Source organism: Nocardia brasiliensis, from assembly GCF_042691675.1.
GTDB classification, from domain to species: Bacteria; Actinomycetota; Actinomycetes; order Mycobacteriales; family Mycobacteriaceae; genus Nocardia; species Nocardia brasiliensis_D.
On sequence record NZ_CP170507.1, the window covers coordinates 5,923,382 to 5,941,514 of the forward strand.

The following is an 18,133-nucleotide window of genomic DNA, read 5'->3' on the forward strand; positions in this document are numbered from 1 at the left end:
CTGATCGGTGGCGGTGGCAAAGTACCGATGTGCCTACGAACCGATCGACGACCACCGGATCTCTGCTCACCGCGCTGTGCCCCGATCTGCGGGCCGCGCTGACCCGGGTCGGCTACGACGCCGACACGCTACTCGAGGTGCTCGGCGAGGACGTCCATGCGGCGCTGGGCCGGTCGGAACCGGTGCCGGTGCGGCGGGCCGCGCGGGATGCGGGGGAATTGGGCACCCTGATCAGGCTGCTGCTGCTCGGGGACCCGCTGCCCGAACGGGAAGTGGCGGCCGCGCTCGCGCCGGTGAGTATCGAGCTCGCGGTGGCGGCCGGGCTGCTCGCCCGCGACGGTGCCACGGTCCGCGCGGCACTCGATCTGCGTCCCCTCGACGCCGGAGCGGGCACCCGCTGGATCCTGTCCGATCTCGACGATTCGATGCGCAGGCGGACACTCACCGAAGACCACGTGCTCGGCGTCGGCCACGCCTCCCTTTCGCTGCTGCGCGCCACGCCGACCCGCCCGGTCGGCTCCGTGCTCGATCTCGGCACCGGGTGTGGCGTCCAAGCGGTCCATGCCGCCTCCTACGCGCAGCGGGTCACCGGCACCGACGTGAGCACCCGCGCACTGTGGCTCGCCGAAGCCACCGCCGCGCTCAACGGGCTCGATATCGAATTCCTCGAAGGTTCCTGGTTCGAGCCGGTGGCGGGCCGCCGCTTCGATCAGGTGGTGGCGAATCCGCCGTTCGTCGTGGGACCCGCCAGGATCGAGCACACCTACCGCGATTCCGGGCTCGCCCTCGACGGCGCAAGCGAATTGGTGATCGGTCAGGCCGCGGACCTGCTCGCGCCGGGCGGCACGGCCGCGATGCTCGCGGCATGGGTGCACGTCGACGGTGCGGACTGGCGGCACCGGGTGTCGTCGTGGCTGCCCGCACACGGCGTCGACGCCTGGGTGGTGCAGCGTGATGTCGCCGACCCCGCCCTCTATGTCGGCACCTGGTTGCGGGACGCCGGTTTGGATCCGCGCGATCCGGCCGCCCAGGAACGCGCCGAGCAGTGGCTCGACGCGTTCGCCGCCGCCGACGTCGAGGGCATCGGCTTCGGTTTCGTCTACTTGCGCGCTATCGACGGCCCGACCGAACTGCTCGCCGAGGACCTCACGCACGGCTTCGACGACCCGCTCGGCGACGAGGCGACTCGCTATTTCGAACGGTCGGCCTGGCTGCGCGCCGTCGCGGGGGACGAAAAACTGGCCTGGACTTCACGTTTCGTGGTCGACCCGGCCACCGCGCTGGAACGCGTCGCACTGCCCGGACCCGACGGCTGGACCCAGCAGGTGGCCCGCTTGCACCGCGGCGACGGACCGCGCTGGCAGCACGAAGTCGACGAGACCACCATCTCGCTGCTGGCGGGAATGCGTGCGGACGGCCTCCCGTTATACGAGTTGATCGAACTGCTGGCGGTTGCCCACGGATCCGACGAGGTGACCGCCGAGTTCGCGGCCGACGCGCTGTCCGTGGTGGCCGCACTGGTCCGTCATGGGCTGGTGCGGCCCGTGTAATCCCGGCAATTGCGGGTAGGTCGGTGCAGGCACCGGACAGAGGATGTTCCATCGCTCAACGCTTCTCAGGAACTTCTCAGACGAGAGTGATGAAAACCGCACGTCAGAGCGGTTTATCTGAGCTGAGACGGGGAACTTTCTCTCTGTCGGGTCCGTTGTTCGGAGTGAGACACCACCGACAGGAGGCAAGTCATGACAAGCCCCGCCACCACTCGTGTGCGCATCAGCGATTCGGACCTCGACGCCCAGAGCCCCGCCGCCGATTTGGTACGTGTGTACCTGAATGGGATCGGCCGCACCGCACTGCTCACGGCCGCCGACGAGGTCGAATTGGCCAAGCGTATCGAGGCGGGCCTCTACGCCCAGCATTTGCTGGAGACGGGCAAGCGTCTGTCGGCCACCCGCAAGCGTGATCTGGCCCTCATCGTTCGCGAAGGCCAAGCCGCTCGGTCGCACCTGCTGGAAGCCAACCTCCGCCTCGTGGTCTCGCTCGCCAAGCGCTACACCGGCCGCGGCATGCCGCTGCTCGACCTCATCCAGGAAGGCAACCTGGGTCTGATCCGCGCCATGGAGAAGTTCGACTACGCCAAGGGCTTCAAGTTCTCCACGTATGCCACCTGGTGGATCCGGCAAGCCATCACCCGCGGCATGGCCGACCAGAGTCGCACCATCCGGCTGCCAGTCCACCTGGTCGAACAGGTGAACAAGCTGGCGCGGATCAAGCGTGAACTGCACCAGCAGCTCGGCCGCGAAGCCACCGACGCGGAACTGGCCAACGAGTCCGGCATCCCGGTCGACAAGATCTCCGATCTGCTCGACCACAGCCGCGACCCGGTAAGCCTGGACATGCCGGTCGGCAACGACGAAGAGGCCCCGCTCGGCGATTTCATCGAAGACTCCGAGGCCACCTCGGCCGAGTCCGCGGTGATCGCCGGACTGCTGCACCACGACGTGCGCAGCGTCCTGGCCACCCTCGACGAGCGCGAGCAGCAGGTCATCCGGCTGCGCTTCGGCCTCGACGACGGTCAGCCCCGCACCCTCGACCAGATCGGCAAGCTCTTCGGGCTCTCCCGCGAGCGGGTCCGCCAGATCGAGCGCGAAGTCATGTCGAAGCTGCGCAAGGGCGAGCGGGCCGACCGCCTCCGCGCCTACGCCAGCTGACCGAAAACCCGTGCCGGATCACACCGGCACGCCAACGACGCCGGGCTACTCCCGAGGCCGGTCCGGCGTCCGACTTGGTGACCTTCGGGGTCACCTGCCGACGCCGACCGGTGCCGCGCACCCCGCCCCCTCCGGGAACCGCGCGAACCGGTCGGCGTGAACTGTGCCCGGCCGACGAATCCGAATGCGGCCCAACGGCTTCGATGGTTCGGCTTCAAACGTTCCGGTAGTGCTGCGCGAGCGCGGTGAACGCGGCTTTGGGTTCCCATGGCAGGTCCGGGTAGGTGCGCCCGTGACCGACCTCGAAGACCTTGACGATGCCATAACTGGCCAGGTCCAAGTCGTCACGGGGATCGCCGTCAGGGCGGTGCACATGGTCGTAGAGCGCGAACAGGAAAACGAAGGCGGCATCGACACCCTCCGCGTCGAACACCTCCAGTAGCTCACGGACATACGCGGCCTGGCCGGCCTCGTCGCGGACGTATTCACCGTTGAGGCGAACCGGGCCGTGCGCGTTGTACTCGACGATCTCCAGCCCCTGCGCCCCTCGATTGGCCGCACCGCGATAGGTGGCGGCACCGAACTCGGTAATCGCGAGCGGTTTCCCCTGTGCCACCAGAGCGCGGACGCCGTCGGCGAACTGATCCGCGACCTCCGAGGACCGGTAGAGATCCACGGACACGATGTCGAAGGGTGCCCAGTCGACGCGCTCGAGCTGGACCGCCGCGTAGGTGACCTTGCCGCCGAAACGCTCGCGCACGAGAGCGACAGCCTCGCCGAGCACAGCGTTGATACGTGTGCCGATCTCGCGAATCCGCTCCGGCCTGTCGTCCGGTCGCAGCAACAGCTCCAGTCGCTCCTCCACCGTGTCACCGGGCAGGAAGCCTTTGTTCATCAAACTCAATTCGGCACCGGTCACGAACACCACCTCGGCTCCGCGTCGTCTGATCCGCTCAGCACGCTCGGCGCAGTCGGCGAACAGCGCCAGCATTTCCGTTTTCGTCAAATCCAGCGGATACGGCGAAAACCACACCGCCAAGCCAAGTTCGGCGGCGCATGTCGCGGCGAGTTCCAACCGCTCCGGGTCACCGCCGATCACGCGGACCGCGTTGCAGTGCAGCTCATCCCGGATGATGCGCAGTTCACGTTCGACCATCTTCGGATCGAACTGCGCACGAGAAAACGTTCCGTCGCGCAGGAAACCGGTGTCGTAACTGATGCCTTTGACCCGCATGGGCACAACCCTTCTTCTAATTAAGGTACTTTTAGTACCCTAAACCTGAATGTGCTGAGCGGGCAAGTCCTGGATTTAGGGTACGATCTGTTCTCGGATTCCCGATCAAGTCCCAGGAGGGCCGATGCGGCAGCCGGATGCTGAGCCGATCCGTCGACGTGGCGCAGTGCTGGAAGCGGCGATCCTGCGCGCCGCCGCCGACGAACTCATCGAATCCGGATATGCCGGGCTGACCATGGACAAGGTGGCCGCCCGCGCGGGCACCAACAAAAACGCTCTGTACCGGCGCTGGCCGAACCGCCTCGCGCTCGGCATCGCCGCCTATCGCCAGCTGACCACGACGGTGCAACCGCCGGACACCGGAAACCTGCGCGACGACGTTCTCGAACTTCTGCGCCGGGCCAACAGGCATTGGGGCTCGCCCCTCGGCGCGGTCCTGCGCGAACTCCTGGCCGCGGCCGGTGGCGCGGCCGAACTGCTCGCGCAACTGCCCGATCAGTCCGTCGATGCCACCGCGGGCCTCTGGCTCACCGTCCTCGGGCGCGCGGTGGCGCGCGGCGAATGCGCGCCCGAAGCGCTGCATCCACGCGTCGCCACCGTGGCGATCGTCCTGCTACGCAACGAATTCGTCACCCGCGGCGTGCCCACCGCCCCCGACGATGTCCTTGTCGAGATCGTCGACGAGGTCTACCTACCACTGGTGCGGCAACGTGGTTCGGTAGCGAACTGATCCCACACCGTCGAGGCCACAGATTGCACGTAGCTCAGCCGAGGCGACGCGGGCCGGTGTCGAAGCGGCTCGGCTCCGGGCCGATTCGTCCGCGGGCATACAGGATTTCCGCCGAGTTCGTGGAAGCCAGGACCGGGTCGAACGACAGCTCGCGCATTTCCGGCAGGTCGTCGAAGAGGGCCGAGATGCGTTGGGCCAGTTCAGCCAGCGCCGCCTTGTCGACGCGTGGGCTCGCGGGGGTGCCGGACAGCAGCGGGGCCGCGCGCGGGGCATCTATGAGGGCGGTGGCTTCGTCGGCGGTGAGCGGCAGGGCACGGTAGGCGCGGTCGCCGAGGAGCTCGATGATCAGTCCGGAGAGGCCGAATTCGATGACCGAGCCGAACGACGGGTCGTCCTGGACGCGCAGCACACAACCGACTCCCTTGGTCGCCATCTTCTGGATGTGCAGCACCGGGTCACCGCAGAGCTCGGCCAGGTCCGCGTACCCCTGACGCACAGCCTCCGGCCGCCACAGATCCAGGCGGACACCGGTGAGATCCGGTCGGCGACGCCACATTTCGCCGGTCGCCTTCGCGGCCACGGGGTAGCCGAGTTCCTCCGCCGCGGCCACCGCCTCGTCGGCGCTGCGCACCTCCCGGAACTCGACCACCGAAATGCCGTAGCAGTCGAGCAGTTCGACGGTTTCCAGATCGGTGAGCCGACGACCACCCGACCCGGTCGTCATCCACTGGGCCACCAATCGCCGCGCGCGCTCGGTGTCGATCCCCGTCGGGCGCACCACGGTTGACACCGGCCTGTTCCGCCATTCCGCGTAACGGCGGACCCGAGCCAAAGCCCGCGCGGCCCGCTCCGGGTCCGGGTACGAGGGAATGGACCCACGCACCGTCGTCGCGCCCGCACCACGCACCGCAAGCAAGTTCGGAATGCCCTGTTCGGCAACGAAAGTGGTCAGGATCGGTTTGCCCGCATCGGGGACCGCGTCGGCGGCGGCTCGAATGGCGTCGGCGAAACCGGCCATCGGCAGCGGCACCGGCGGCGCGAAAACCACTAGCACCGAGTCGATCTCGGGCGAGCGCAGCGCCGCCACCGTGGCGTCGAGGTAGGCGCCCGGTGTCGCGTGCGGGCCGAGATTCACCGGGTCGCCGACGTCCAGTCCCTCGCTCTGCGCGGCGTCGACCGCCAGCCAGTTCAGCGCCGCGCTGTTGCCGACCACCGCCAATCGGGAACCACCGGGCAGCGGCTGATAACCCAGCAGCGCGGCGCAGTCGAACAGTTCCGAGATCGAGTCGACCTGCACAATTCCCGCCTGCGCGAACAGATCTCGGACGATCGAGCGGTCCATGTCGCCGACCGGTTGGGCGGCATGGCGGCCGCTGCTCACCGCAACGATCGGCTTGGTCCTGGCCACCCGGCGTGCGATCCGGGAGAACTTGCGCGGGTTACCAAAACTCTCCAGGTAGAGCAGCACCACGTCGGTGTCCGGGTCGGTGTCCCAGTACTGCAGCAGGTCGTTGCCGGACACGTCGGCGCGATCGCCCGCGGACACGAACGTCGACAATCCCAAATTCCTGGCGGCGGCCTCACCGAGGATGGCCGCGCCCAATGGACCGGACTGACAGAAGAATCCGATCCGCCCCCGCCCGGGCAACACCGAGGCCAACGTCGCGTTGAGCGCCACCGCCGGATCGGTGTTCGCGATGCCGAGGGCGCTCGGCCCGACCACCCGCATCCCGTGTCCCCGTGCGGCAGCGACCAATTCGCGTTCCGCGGTCCCGCCACCGACACCGGTCGTGTCGAATCCGGCGGTGAGCACGACAAGTCCCTTGACGCCCTTGGCCATACAGTCGTCCAGCACCGAGCCGATCGCGTCCGGCGGCACCGCGACCACCGCGAGGTCGACCTCGTCGGGGATCTCCCGCACCGTCGCGTAGGCGCGCACCCCGCGTACCGAGCGCCGACTCGGATTGACCGGGAACACCGGTCCTTGGAACACCCCGGAGAGCAGGTTGTGCAGCACCGCGCCGCCGACCCGGCCCGCGCTCGGTGTCGCGCCGATCACCGCCACCGATCGCGGCGTGAGCAGGTTGCCCACGCTGCGCGCCTCGGAGGCGCGTTCGCGCGAATCCCGCACGGAGAGCAACGCTTCGGTGGGATCGATGGCAAATTCGAGGTGCAGCACCGATCCATCCCTGCTGCGCTCCACCTGATAGCCCGCGTCCCGGAAGACCGTCACCATGGTGGTGTTCTCGGCAAGCACCTCGGCGACGAAGGTCTCGATCTTGTGCTCGGCGGCGGCACCGGCCAAGTGCTCCAACAGGATCGAGCCCAGCCCGCGCCCCTGATGCTCGTCGGCCACCACGAACGCGACCTCCGCGGACCGCGGCCCGACCCGGTCGAGCAGCTCGTAGCGGCCCACCGCGACGATCTTGGTACCGAGCACCACCACGAGTCCGACCCGGTCGTGATAGTCGACGTGCGTGGTGCGGTACAGGTCCTTCGGCGAAATCCGCGGGTACGGTCCGAAATAGCGCAGATACCTGGTGCGGTCCGACAATGCGGCGTGGAACTCCTGTAGCGGACCCGCGTCGTCCGGCGTGATCGGCCGCAGCCGGACCACACCGCCGTCGGAGGCGAGCACATCGGCGAACCAATGCTGCGGCGGCGGAGGCGGGACCGCAGGGGTGTCCGGAGTGTCTACGGGGTCAGTCACGGGGGTCCTCCGGATCCAGGCCGAGCAATCCGAAAGTCGCTCGGCGGGTGGCCAGCACGGCCGTGTCGATGGCGCGTTGGGCGCGGTCCAGCCGCGCGTCCCCAGTCTCCCCCGTGCCGCCGGGGCCGTCCCACGGGCGGTAGGCGATGTCGCCGCCGTCACCCATCGTGCGCGGCGGGTCCACCTGCGGCGCTTGCGCCCGCACGAGATCGATCCAGTCCTGCGGGATCGCGGTCTCCGGCGCGATGGTGCGGTCCAGCGCGGTGGCCAGCAGATGCGTCCAGGCACGGGGGACCACCCGAACCAGTCCGTACCCGCCGCCACCGACGGCGAGCCAGCGTCCCTCGGCGTGTCGATCGGCCAGGTCACGCATCGCGCGGAAGGCGGCGCGCTGGCCGTCCACGGTCAGTGCCAGATCTGCCAGCGGATCCTCGCGATGCGTATCCACTCCGCACTGACTGACCACGATCTGCGGCCGGAACGCCGCGAGCGCGCCGGGCACCACCGCGTGAAAACCGCGCAGCCACTGCGCGTCTCGGGTGCCGGGCAGCACCGGCAGATTGATCGCGGTGCCCACCGCCGCGCCCGCGCCCGTCTCCTCCGGCCAGCCGGTGTTCGGCCAGAGCGTCGCCGGATGCTGATGCAGCGAGACGGTCAACACTCTCGGGTCGGCGTAGAACGCCCGCTGTACGCCGTCGCCGTGGTGCACGTCGACATCGAGATAGGCGATGCGGTCGAAGCCGTTGTCCAACAGCCAGGAGATGGCCACCGCAGCATCGTTGTAGACGCAGAACCCGGACGCCGCGTCGGCCATCGCGTGATGCATGCCACCGCCGATGCTCACCGCTCGCCTGGTCCGCCCCTCGGCAATCGCCCGCGCCGCGGCCAGGGTGCCGCCGACGATCACCGAGGCCGCCTGATGCATGCCGGGGAACACCGGGTTGTCCGGCGACCCCAGGCCGTACGGCGGCGCCTGCGGCGAGCCGGCCGGAGCCCGCGCCTGCTCGACCGCCTCGATGTACTCGGGAGTATGGATGCGCAGCAGGTCGGCCCGGTCCGCCGCGGCCGGCGCCAATAGCTCGACACCGTCGAGTAATCCGAGACTTTCCGCCAGCGCCATGGTGAACTTCAGGCGCGCCGGTTTCATCGGATGCTCCGGGGTCCAGGTGTAGTCGAGAAACCGGTCGGTCCAGACGACGGTTCCGGTGCTGCGCTGTTCGCCGGGTGGCGCCGGGTGTTCGCTGCGCGGTGCAGTGGCCATACTCGCAACGCTACGCGGGAAGGTACGGACCCCGTCGAACGTTGGTATGCAGTAGAAATACAGACAAGTGCGATCGCGGCGGCATGCCGTGCGCCGACGGGGATCCCGCATTGCCGCGCCCAACGCGGCGCGAAACCGTCCGGCACACGGTCGTGTCGGTGTGCCTAGGTAGAATTCGTGCCGACGAAGGGGTAACAGGTGAAAGATCTGGTCGACACCACGGAGATGTATCTCCGTACCATCTACGACCTCGAGGAGGAGGGCGTGGTGCCCCTGCGCGCCCGGATCGCCGAGCGCCTCGAACAGAGTGGACCGACGGTGAGCCAAACTGTCGCTCGGATGGAGCGCGACGGTTTGCTGCTGGTCGCCGGAGACCGCCACCTCGAGCTGACCGAGAAGGGCCGCGGCATGGCGGTCGCCGTGATGCGCAAGCACCGGCTCGCGGAGCGCCTGCTCGTCGACATCATCGGGCTCGATTGGCAGAACGTGCACGCCGAAGCCTGCCGCTGGGAACACGTGATGAGCGAGGACGTCGAACGACGGCTGGTCGAGGTGCTCAATCACCCGACCACCTCCCCCTACGGCAACCCCATCCCCGGCCTCGATGAACTGGGCGTCGTGCCGCCGACCGCGGCCGAGGAAACCCTGGTCCGGCTGTCCGACCTGCCGTACGGCCAGGTGCACGCCGTCGTGGTGCGCAGGCTCGCCGAGCACATCCAGACCGACCCCGAGGTCATCGGCCAACTGCGGGAGGCGGGCGTGGTGCCCGACGCCCGCGTGACGGTCGAGAACAAGCCGGGCTCGGTGGTCATCACCGTGCCGGGCCACGACGGTTTCGAGCTGTCCGACGAGATGGCCCACGCCGTCCAGGTGAAGCTGGTCTGACGCGTGAAACTTCTGGTCACGGGTGGCGCCGGGTACGTCGGCGGGGTCTGCGCGCAGGTGCTGCTCGAAGAAGGTCATGAGGTCGTCGTCGTCGACGACCTGTCCACCGGCAACGCGGACGGCGTCCCGTCCGCCGCCCGCTTCGTCGAGGGCGACATCGCGCAGGCCGCCACCGCGCTGCTCGCGTCCGAAACCTTCGACGGTGTCCTGCATTTCGCGGCGCAATCGCTGGTCGGCGAGTCGGTGCAGCAGCCGGAGAAGTACTGGCACGGCAACGTGGTGAAGACCTTCGAGCTGCTGGAGGCGATGCGCCACGCGGGTACGCCACGGCTGGTGTTCTCCTCCACCGCGGCCGTGTACGGGGAACCGGAACAGGTGCCGATCACCGAGGACGCGCCGACACGCCCCACCAATCCGTACGGTGCGTCGAAACTCGCCATTGATCACGCCATCACCTCCTACTCGATCGCGCATGGGCTGGCGGCAACCAGCCTGCGCTACTTCAACGTCGCGGGGGCCTACGGTGGCCTCGGCGAAAACCGGGTGGTGGAAACACATCTCATTCCGCTCGTGCTGCAGGTCGCGGCCGGGCACCGCAAGGCGATCTCGGTGTTCGGCACCGACTGGCCCACGCCCGACGGCACCGCGATCCGCGACTACATCCACATCCGCGACCTCGCCCAAGCCCACCTGCTGGCCCTCAGCAGCTCCGAGCCCGGCACGCACCGCGTCTACAACCTCGGCAGCGGCACCGGATTCTCGGTCCGCCAAGTGATCTCGGCCTGCGAACGCGTCACCGGCTTGCCGATCACCGCCCAGGACGCGCCCCGCCGCCCCGGCGATCCCGCCACCCTCATCGCTTCCAGCGAGCGCGCCATCGCCGAACTCGGCTGGCACCCGGAACACAACGATCTCGACGAAATCGTCTCCGACGCCTGGGATTTCCTCCAATCCCTCGGCCCCCGAGCCCACAGCGCCCGCTGAGCTCTACCGTTCGACCACACCGCACCGGAATCGCACACAATCGCGCAGTTGGTACCGGGTCAGCACCACTCGCTGACCGGTAGCACTGCTGCCGACTCCTCGCACCCCCGCGCTGGCCTGATCGCCTGCCGCGCGGCCTAACAGTTGCCCACGATCAGCACCATTCGCCCGGCAGCACCACTGCCGACTTCCTCGCACCCCGCGCTGACCTGATCGCCTGCCGCGCGGCCTGACAGTTGCCCACGGTCAGCACCATTCGCCCGGCAGCACCACTGCCGACTTCCTCGCACCCCGCGTTGTCCTGATCGCCAGCCGCGCGGCCTAACAGTTGCCCACGATCAGCACCATTCGCCCGGCAGCACCACTGCCGACTTCCTCGCACCCCGCGCGGCCCTGATCACCTGCCGCGCGGCCTGACAGTTGCCCACGATCAGCACCATTCGCCCGGCAGCACCACTGCCGACTTCCTCGCACCCCGAGTTGTCCTGGTCACCTCCCTCGCACACGTTGGTACCAACCGGATCGGTAGCCGCCACCCACAGGGCCGACTGAACTTCCGTTCCGACCGACGCCACGCCGGGGCCGCCACATGCTCTGGCTTGCGCCCCGGTCGGGTCAACTCGCGGGCCGGGCGGCGCGGCTGCCAATTCATCCCGCACACGGCACTACGCCGACCCTCTACGTCGCACCTAGGGCCAATAGCCGCACGCCTGCCACCTCGCATGCGCTGTACCACCCTGATCACCTGCGCCGGACCATTGATACTTGGCGGCACGGCTGCCAGCTCATCGCGCCCACCGTGCCGTGTTGATTAGCTTCTCCGCCTGTTGGTACCAACGGGAGCGGTTGCGGTCGGCTGTTGACAGCACGGGGGTGCTAGGAGTTGGGGGCGCAGACGCGCGGGTCGGGTGGCCTTCATGGGGCAGGGGTGCCCAGGTCTATGCCGAGGTCTGTGGCGGTGTCGTAGCCACTGCGGGCCAGGCGGCGCAGTTGTTCGGGGCGCATGCCGACGATGAGTGATGTTTCGAGCAATGTGGCCAGGGGGTGATCGGGGTCGGCGTCCAGGGCGGCTTCGAGTGCGATGCCTGCTAGCGGGCCGTCGCCGCGGACGTAGGCGCTGTAGCCGAGCAGTGCTGCGGCTTCGGCGCGGTCGCGGCCGGTCAAGGCTCGGGTCAGGGCGGCCCAGAGGCCTTCCGCCGCGACGGCGTGATCACCGACGGCGAGCGCGAACATGGTGTCGCGGACGGCTCGGTCGCGCAGTGCGGCAGCGAGTTCGGCGATCTCCGGAACCATGAGTTCGACGCCGGACTCGGTGTTGGCGATCTGCCACAGCACGTAGTCGAGGGCTTGCCTGCTGTAGGCGCTCGGATCACCCCGCCGGACTGCCCTGGCATAACGATCACGGGCCACCGACAGCGCACTGTCCAGTATCGCCGCCACCTGATCTCGGACGTCGGCGTCGACGGCCACCAGCGCCGTCAGTTCCGAGCGGGAACCACGAATCTGCCGACCGTCGAGCACATGCGACAGCGCCACCATCGATGTCGCCGGATCCGGCACCACCCCACGCCGGTCCACACCGAACAGACTCCACCAGCACTGCTCCGGCTCGATGACAGGCACCGCCCACGCTCCGGCGAGCGCGATGTCGTGCGTGGCGAGCCGCCGCGCGAGGGCATCGATCAGCACCTCGAATCGTCCTGTGCCACACCGTTCCCCGGCCGTCGAGCGCTGCCGTCCTGGTTCCACGGCCCGGTCATCGACCACGACCGCGAGCACCTCGGCCACCTCATCGTGCGCGCAGATCTGCGCCACACACCGCGCCACCACCCCCGCCCGCAGCTTCCGTCGCCCACCCTCCTGCTCCAGATCGAACCGCACCACCGCGTCGATGATCGCCCCGTCATCGCGCCCCGGCGCCGCCCGCAGCACGAGCACCACCAACGACCGCTCCGGCGGAAACCCGATCATCGCAGGCACCGCCGCGATCAACTCCCCCGGATCATCCACGTGCACAACACAATCCGGCGCATCAGCATCGAACGACGGTGCCTGGTCAGCACAGACCACCGCCGGCCCGCGATCAGCCACCCCGAACCCGCTGCCCTCAGGCGCAGCACCGGAACCTGCAGACGTCATCTCGCCGAATCGTTCGGTGTCGTCGCTGTGCACAGCAGTGCCCAACCGGTCGGCGTCAGCAGTCTGCGCTGCGCCGTCAGGCCGCACTGTGCCGTCGGGCCGCACTGTGCCGTCCAATCGCGCCGTCCTATACGGCCGCGACATGCTTTCTCGTCGCAGCGCACCATCCGGCCGCACTGTGTCCTCCGGCCACCCAGCACCTTCCAAGGGCGCCGGGTCCCCCGACCGGTCGACGTCAACAGCTTCCGCTGCGCCGTCGGTACATGCTGCGCCGTCGGGCCATGCTGCGCCGCCGGACCGCACTGTGAGGTCTAGTTTCGCCGTCTCATACGGCAGCAACATGTCCTCCGGCCGCATCACATCCTCCGACGGCACCAAATCCAATGTCGCGGCTGAGTCCTCCATCCGCGCCGTCTCGTCCAGCTGCACCGTCTCGCCCAACGCCCCAGCGTCTTCCAGCGCGACGCCATCCGCCACCGGACCTGGGTCATCCGGCCGCACCTCATCACCCGGCCGCGCGCCACGCGCTCGAAGGAACTCACACGATCGCATGGCGGCGCCGAGGCTCACCGGAGCGCGGGAAGTCTTGTTGCGCAAAGACATGCGGGAACACAGAACGTCGTCCGGCGCAGCGTGTGTGCCACCGTCTGAGGCGGAATCGAGCTTCGCGGTATCAGCGGAATGGGGAGTCTCGGGAGTGGTCATGACAGCGAGCATGCCCGCCGCTCCAACCAATCCAGCCAAGCTGACCAGGCATTTCAACTGCCCTGGGGAATTCCGAAGGGCTGTGGACAAACTGTCCTCAGCAACGCGCGATCACCCATCGACTGTCGGCGTGCCCTGCTACGGTCCCACCGCCGGGACCCCGGACTACCCCTTCTCGACCCGGCGTACCGCCGTCGTGAACAGCTCGTCCACCGCCGCCATATCCGGCTTCGCATCGGAAAAAGACATATACGTCACAGTGATTCGCACATCGCCGACCTGCCCGGCCAGCGTCCGCATCGATTGCGTCAACCCGGCCCCACCGACGTCCGGCGCCACGGTCCGCCGCAACGCCAACGTATCGTCCGCGTCGATCGGCGGCGGCGGCTCGAGCTCTGTCGTCACGGTCGTGGTCGCGGCACCGCGGCTCACCCGCACCGTCGAGCACTGCTTCAACTGGCTACGCCACGCCGCCAGCGGCTGCTCGGTCCTGATCAATTCCACCGTGATCGTGGCACGCGTCGCATCGTCGGTACCGACAGCGATCGCGGTCTGGTCCACCCCGAGCCGCTGTTCCGGCGGCACGCAATTCCCCGGCTGCACCCGCGCACCCCGGCTGATACCGGTCAAATCTCCCGCCGCCTGACCAGCCGCTTCCGGTGGCAAAACCACCGCGGGATACCTGGCCGGGAACTGCGCCGGATCCACCAGCAACGTCGACAAGGCGGCGCTCACATGGCGTGTCACCTCCGTCTGCTCGCCCGCGACCGGATGCCCGGTCACGGTCGACCCACACCCGGCGAGCAGCACCGCCGACGCGACAGGCACGGCGAAATACAGCCGCCTGCGCGCTGAATCCGCCACAGTCACCCCACCCACTGTGCCAAACTCCCCGTGCCCACCCGCGATGCCACGCCGCCGGGCCGGGAATGCGCAGGGCTCCGGCGCTGTTGCCTCGTCGTATGGGTCGGTGTCCGGCCGTGCGCGGTGGCGGTCACCGGCATGGGGGACAATGGACATGGTCCCCGTCTCGGACGCTGCTCGTCTCGAACGACTTCGGTGTCGACGACAGAGCATCACCCGTGCCGGGGAAACCGCGCAGGAAGGAGTACGCGATGGACCACGAGTCGCGAATGTACGAACTGGAGTTCCCCGCTCCGCAGCTGTCGTCCGACGACGGCTCGGGTCCGGTTCTGGTGCATGGACTGGAAGGTTTCACCGATGCTGGGCATGCGGTGCGGCTGGCCACGACGCACCTGCGCGAGAGCCTGGAAAGCGAACTGGTCGCCTCGTTCGATGTCGACGAGCTGCTGGACTACCGTTCTCGCCGCCCGCTCATGACGTTCAAGACCGATCACTTCTCCGAATACGCGGAGCCGGAGCTCAACCTCTACGCGCTGCGCGACACGGCGGGCACCCCGTTCCTACTGCTCGCGGGCATCGAACCGGACCTGCGGTGGGAGAAGTTCACCACCGCGGTGCGCCTCCTCGCCGAACAGCTCGGCGTGCGGCGCAGCATCGGCCTCAGCGCGATCCCGATGGCGATACCGCACACCCGTCCGCTCGGCGTGACCGCGCATTCCTCCGATCGTGAACTCATTCCCGAGCATCAGCGCTGGCCCGGCGAGCTGCAGGTACCCGGCAGCGCCTCCTCGCTGCTGGAGTACCGGATGGCACAACACGGTCACGAGTCGGTGGGCTTCTCGGTGCACGTGCCGCACTACCTGGCGCAAACCGCCTATCCGGAGGCCGCGCAGACCCTGCTGGAGAACGTCGCCGACAACGCGGGCCTGGAGATTCCGCTCGCCGCGCTCGGTGAGGCCGCGGCTCGGGTCCGCGAACAGGTCAACGAGCACATCGCCGGTAACTCCGAGGTGGAAACCGTCGTGCACGCGCTGGAACGCCAGTACGACAGCTTCGTCAGCGCCCAGGAACGCCAGTCGAGTTTGCTCGTCGGCGACGGCGAACTACCCAGTGGCGACGAGCTCGGCGCCGAGTTCGAACGGTTCCTCGCCGAGCAGGGCGGCTACGAGGGCGAAGGCGAACCCGACAACGGCGAACAGCGGTAGCCACTGCCCGGATCCCAGCCCGTAGGGTGTTCGGAGTGGATCTGACCGAACTGCTGGAGATACCGGGAACCGACGCCGACGCGCTGTACGAGTCCTTCGGGGCGTGGGCGGCCGAGCAGGGCACCCCGCTGTATCCGGCGCAGGACGAGGCGCTGCTGGAATTGGCGTCGGGATCCAACGTCATCCTGGCGACCCCAACGGGTTCCGGTAAGTCCCTGGTCGCGGTCGGTGCCCACCTCATCGCGCTCGCCCAGGGCAAACGCACCTACTACACCGCCCCGATCAAGGCACTGGTCAGCGAAAAGTTCTTCGCCCTGTGCGAGGTGTTCGGCGCCGAGCGCGTCGGCATGGTCACCGGCGATGCCGCCGTCAACGCGGACGCACCGATCATCTGCGCTACCGCGGAGATCCTGGCGAACCTGGCCCTGCGCGAAGGCTCGGCCGCCGACGTCGGCCAGGTCGTGATGGATGAATTCCATTTCTACGCCGACCCCGACCGCGGCTGGGCCTGGCAGGTTCCGCTGCTCGAACTCCCCCGCGCCCAGTTCCTGCTCATGTCCGCCACCCTCGGCGAGGTCGACTTCTTCGCCAAGGACATGGAGCGCCGCACCGGCCGGCCGACGGCGGTGGTCGCGGGAACCGAACGCCCGGTGCCGCTGACCTTCTCGTACGCGCGCACCCCCATCACCGAAACCCTGGAAGAACTCGTCACCACCCACCAGGCCCCGGTCTATGTCGTGCACTTCACCCAAGCCGCCGCCCTCGAACGCGCACAGGCGCTGACCAGTGTGAATTTCGCCACCCGCGCCGAAAAGGACGCGATCGCCGCGGCGTTGGGCGAATTCCGCTTCGCCTCCGGTTTCGGTAAGACGCTGTCCCGGCTGATCCGCCACGGCATCGGCGTGCACCATGCGGGCATGCTGCCGAAGTACCGCCGCCTGGTCGAACGCCTCGCCCAGGAGGGATTGCTGAAGGTGGTCTGCGGTACCGACACCCTCGGCGTCGGCATCAACGTGCCCATCCGGACGGTGCTGCTCACCGGCCTCACCAAGTACGACGGCGTGCGCACCCGCAGGCTGAAAGCCCGTGAGTTCCACCAGATCTCGGGCCGCGCCGGACGCGCGGGCTACGACACCATGGGCACCGTCGTCGTCCAAGCCCCCGAACACGAGGTGGAGAACACCCGCCTGCTCGCCAAAGCAGGCGACGACCCGAAAAAGCAGCGAAAGGTGGTGCGCCGCAAGCCCCCCGAGGGTTTCGTCTCGTGGAGCGAGGAAACGTTCGACCGCCTCGTCGCCGCCCAGCCGGAGCCGATGGTCTCCCGCTTCAACGTGACGAACTCCATGCTGCTCAACGTGATTGCCCGCCCCGGCAACTGTTTCGACGCCATGCGGCACCTTCTGGAAGACAACCACGAGCCGCGCCCCGCCCAGCGCAAACACATCCTGCGCGCCATCCGCCTCTACCGGGCGCTGCGCGACGCCGGAGTGGTGCAACAGCTCGACGAACCCGACGCGCAGGGCCGCCGCGCCCGCCTCACCGTCGACCTGCAACGCGACTTCGCCCTCGACCAGCCGCTGTCACCGTTCGCGCTCGCCGCCTTCGAGCTACTCGACAAAGACGCGCCCAGCTATACCCTCGATGTGGTGTCCCTCATCGAATCGACCCTCGAGGATCCGCGCCAGCTGCTGATGGCTCAGCAGCACAAGGCGCGCGGCGTGGCGATCAATGAGATGAAGGCCGACGGCATCGAGTACGACGAGCGGATGGAACTGCTCGAAGAGGTCACCTGGCCCAAACCGCTCGCCGAGCTCATCGAGCCCGCCTTCGAGACCTACCGTGCCGGGCACCCCTGGGTATCGGAGTTCGCGCCGTCGCCGAAGTCGGTGGTGCGCGACATGATCGACCGGTCGATGACCTTCGCCGAGCTGATCTCGTTCTATGAACTGGCCAGGTCCGAGGGCGTCGTGCTGCGCTACCTCGCCGACGCCTACCGCGCGCTGCGCCGCACCGTGCCCGATTCCGCGCGCACCGAGGAACTCGACGACATCACCGAATGGCTCGGCGAGCTCGTCCGGCAGGTCGATTCGAGCCTGCTGGACGAATGGGAACAGCTCACCAACCCCGGCGCGGAGATCGACGCTGACCAGCTCGCGTTCGGCGCCGAGACGGTGCGGCCCATCTCCGCCAACGAGCGCGCGTTCCGCGTGATGGTCCGCAACGCCATGTTCCGCCGAGTGGAGTTGGCCGCGCTGCACCGCTGGGACGCCCTGGCCGACCTGGGCACCGGGCCGGACTGGGAGACCGAACTGGCCCCCTACTTCGCCGAATACGAGAGCATCGGCATCGGCCAGAACGCGCGCGGACCGCAACTGTTCCAGATCGAACGAAGACCCGGTTTCTGGCAGGTGCGTCAGGTCCTCGACGACCCGGCGGGCGACCATGGCTGGTCGATCGTCGGCGTGGTGGACCTGGCCGAGTCCGACGCCGCGGGCGAGGTCGTCTTCGACGAGATCACCGTGTCCGCGGGCTGACCGCACCGGCCCCCTACCTCGAATCTCTACAGAATCCATACAGGTCACCGACCGCTTCGCGCCCTGACGCGGGCGCTGAACGGGGGTGCCGTGGACGTGAGGTTTGACGGATTCGGTTCTGGGTAGGGGCCGCTGATACTCTCTCCGCTGCTGCCAAGCGAAAGATCAACT

The 18,133-nt window shown here is 68.3% G+C and carries 12 protein-coding genes; 7 read left to right on the plus strand and 5 right to left on the minus strand.

Translation table 11 applies throughout. The features are described 5' to 3' along the window. Nucleotides 1–29 precede the first annotated feature (29 nt). Entirely contained in the window at nt 30–1,550 is a 1,521-nt protein-coding gene (locus tag ACFK0J_RS27225; RefSeq protein WP_378732022.1) for a methyltransferase, read from the plus strand. A 192-nt stretch (nt 1,551–1,742) separates the two neighbouring features. After that, a complete protein-coding gene (locus ACFK0J_RS27230) occupies nt 1,743–2,711 on the plus strand; it encodes a sigma-70 family RNA polymerase sigma factor (RefSeq protein ID WP_218470340.1) in 969 nt (322 codons plus the stop codon). 214 nt (nt 2,712–2,925) lie between these two features. On the opposite strand, the gene ACFK0J_RS27235 is transcribed toward ACFK0J_RS27230, so the two are convergent. Continuing rightward, nucleotides 2,926–3,945 carry a hypothetical protein gene (locus ACFK0J_RS27235; protein ID WP_378732024.1) on the minus strand — a complete coding sequence of 340 codons (1,020 nt, stop codon included), beginning with the start codon at nt 3,943–3,945 and terminating at the stop codon, nt 2,926–2,928. A 124-nt stretch (nt 3,946–4,069) separates the two neighbouring features. On the opposite strand from ACFK0J_RS27235, the gene ACFK0J_RS27240 reads away from it, so the two are divergent. Continuing rightward, nucleotides 4,070–4,675, plus strand: coding sequence for a TetR/AcrR family transcriptional regulator (locus ACFK0J_RS27240; protein ID WP_378732026.1), 606 nt, complete (start codon nt 4,070–4,072; stop codon nt 4,673–4,675). 34 nt (nt 4,676–4,709) lie between these two features. Here the strand turns inward: ACFK0J_RS27240 and ACFK0J_RS27245 are convergent, their stop codons facing one another. Next, the gene (locus ACFK0J_RS27245; RefSeq protein ID WP_378732028.1) at nt 4,710–7,385 is read right to left on the minus strand and encodes a GNAT family N-acetyltransferase; all 2,676 of its coding nucleotides are present in this window, start codon (nt 7,383–7,385) and stop codon (nt 4,710–4,712) included. Beyond that, entirely contained in the window at nt 7,378–8,646 is a 1,269-nt protein-coding gene (locus ACFK0J_RS27250; RefSeq protein WP_378732030.1) for an acetoin utilization protein AcuC, read from the minus strand. The genes ACFK0J_RS27245 and ACFK0J_RS27250 overlap by 8 nt, the downstream gene beginning before the upstream one ends. Nucleotides 8,647–8,844: 198 nt before the next feature. On the opposite strand from ACFK0J_RS27250, the gene ACFK0J_RS27255 reads away from it, so the two are divergent. Both ACFK0J_RS27255 and galE read left to right on the plus strand, forming a co-directional pair. Beyond that, complete coding sequence (locus ACFK0J_RS27255; RefSeq protein ID WP_218470345.1) at nt 8,845–9,531, plus strand: metal-dependent transcriptional regulator; 687 nt, start codon at nt 8,845–8,847, stop codon at nt 9,529–9,531. Between the two features lie 3 nt (nt 9,532–9,534). Continuing rightward, nucleotides 9,535–10,515, plus strand: coding sequence for a UDP-glucose 4-epimerase GalE (gene galE, locus ACFK0J_RS27260; protein ID WP_378732032.1), 981 nt, complete (start codon nt 9,535–9,537; stop codon nt 10,513–10,515). Nucleotides 10,516–11,430: 915 nt separating this feature from the next. Here the strand turns inward: galE and ACFK0J_RS27265 are convergent. Both ACFK0J_RS27265 and ACFK0J_RS27270 read right to left on the minus strand, forming a co-directional pair. After that, a complete protein-coding gene (locus ACFK0J_RS27265; protein WP_378732034.1) occupies nt 11,431–12,525 on the minus strand; it encodes a DUF4192 domain-containing protein in 1,095 nt (364 codons plus the stop codon). Nucleotides 12,526–13,524: 999 nt separating this feature from the next. Beyond that, nucleotides 13,525–14,229 carry a sensor domain-containing protein gene (locus ACFK0J_RS27270; protein ID WP_378732035.1) on the minus strand — a complete coding sequence of 235 codons (705 nt, stop codon included), beginning with the start codon at nt 14,227–14,229 and terminating at the stop codon, nt 13,525–13,527. 245 nt (nt 14,230–14,474) lie between these two features. Between ACFK0J_RS27270 and ACFK0J_RS27275 the strand changes: the two genes are divergently transcribed. Next, nucleotides 14,475–15,428 carry a proteasome assembly chaperone family protein gene (locus tag ACFK0J_RS27275; protein ID WP_218470348.1) on the plus strand — a complete coding sequence of 318 codons (954 nt, stop codon included), beginning with the start codon at nt 14,475–14,477 and terminating at the stop codon, nt 15,426–15,428. A gap of 35 nt (nt 15,429–15,463) precedes the next feature. Beyond that, nucleotides 15,464–17,962: a DEAD/DEAH box helicase gene (locus ACFK0J_RS27280; RefSeq protein WP_378732038.1), complete on the plus strand. Its 2,499-nt coding sequence runs from the start codon at nt 15,464–15,466 to the stop codon at nt 17,960–17,962. Nucleotides 17,963–18,133: the final 171 nt, after the last annotated feature.

What these genes read in the sequence shown, in the direction of transcription:
- ACFK0J_RS27275 (WP_218470348.1), top strand. Translation starts at nt 14,475, where the DNA reads ATGGACCACGAGTCGCGAATGTACGAACTGGAGTTCCCCGCTCCGCAG.
- ACFK0J_RS27230 (WP_218470340.1), top strand. Translation starts at nt 1,743, where the DNA reads ATGACAAGCCCCGCCACCACTCGTGTGCGCATCAGCGATTCGGACCTC.
- ACFK0J_RS27240 (WP_378732026.1), top strand. Translation starts at nt 4,070, where the DNA reads ATGCGGCAGCCGGATGCTGAGCCGATCCGTCGACGTGGCGCAGTGCTG.
- ACFK0J_RS27250 (WP_378732030.1), bottom strand. Translation starts at nt 8,646, where the DNA reads ATGGCCACTGCACCGCGCAGCGAACACCCGGCGCCACCCGGCGAACAG.
- ACFK0J_RS27235 (WP_378732024.1), bottom strand. Translation starts at nt 3,945, where the DNA reads ATGCGGGTCAAAGGCATCAGTTACGACACCGGTTTCCTGCGCGACGGA.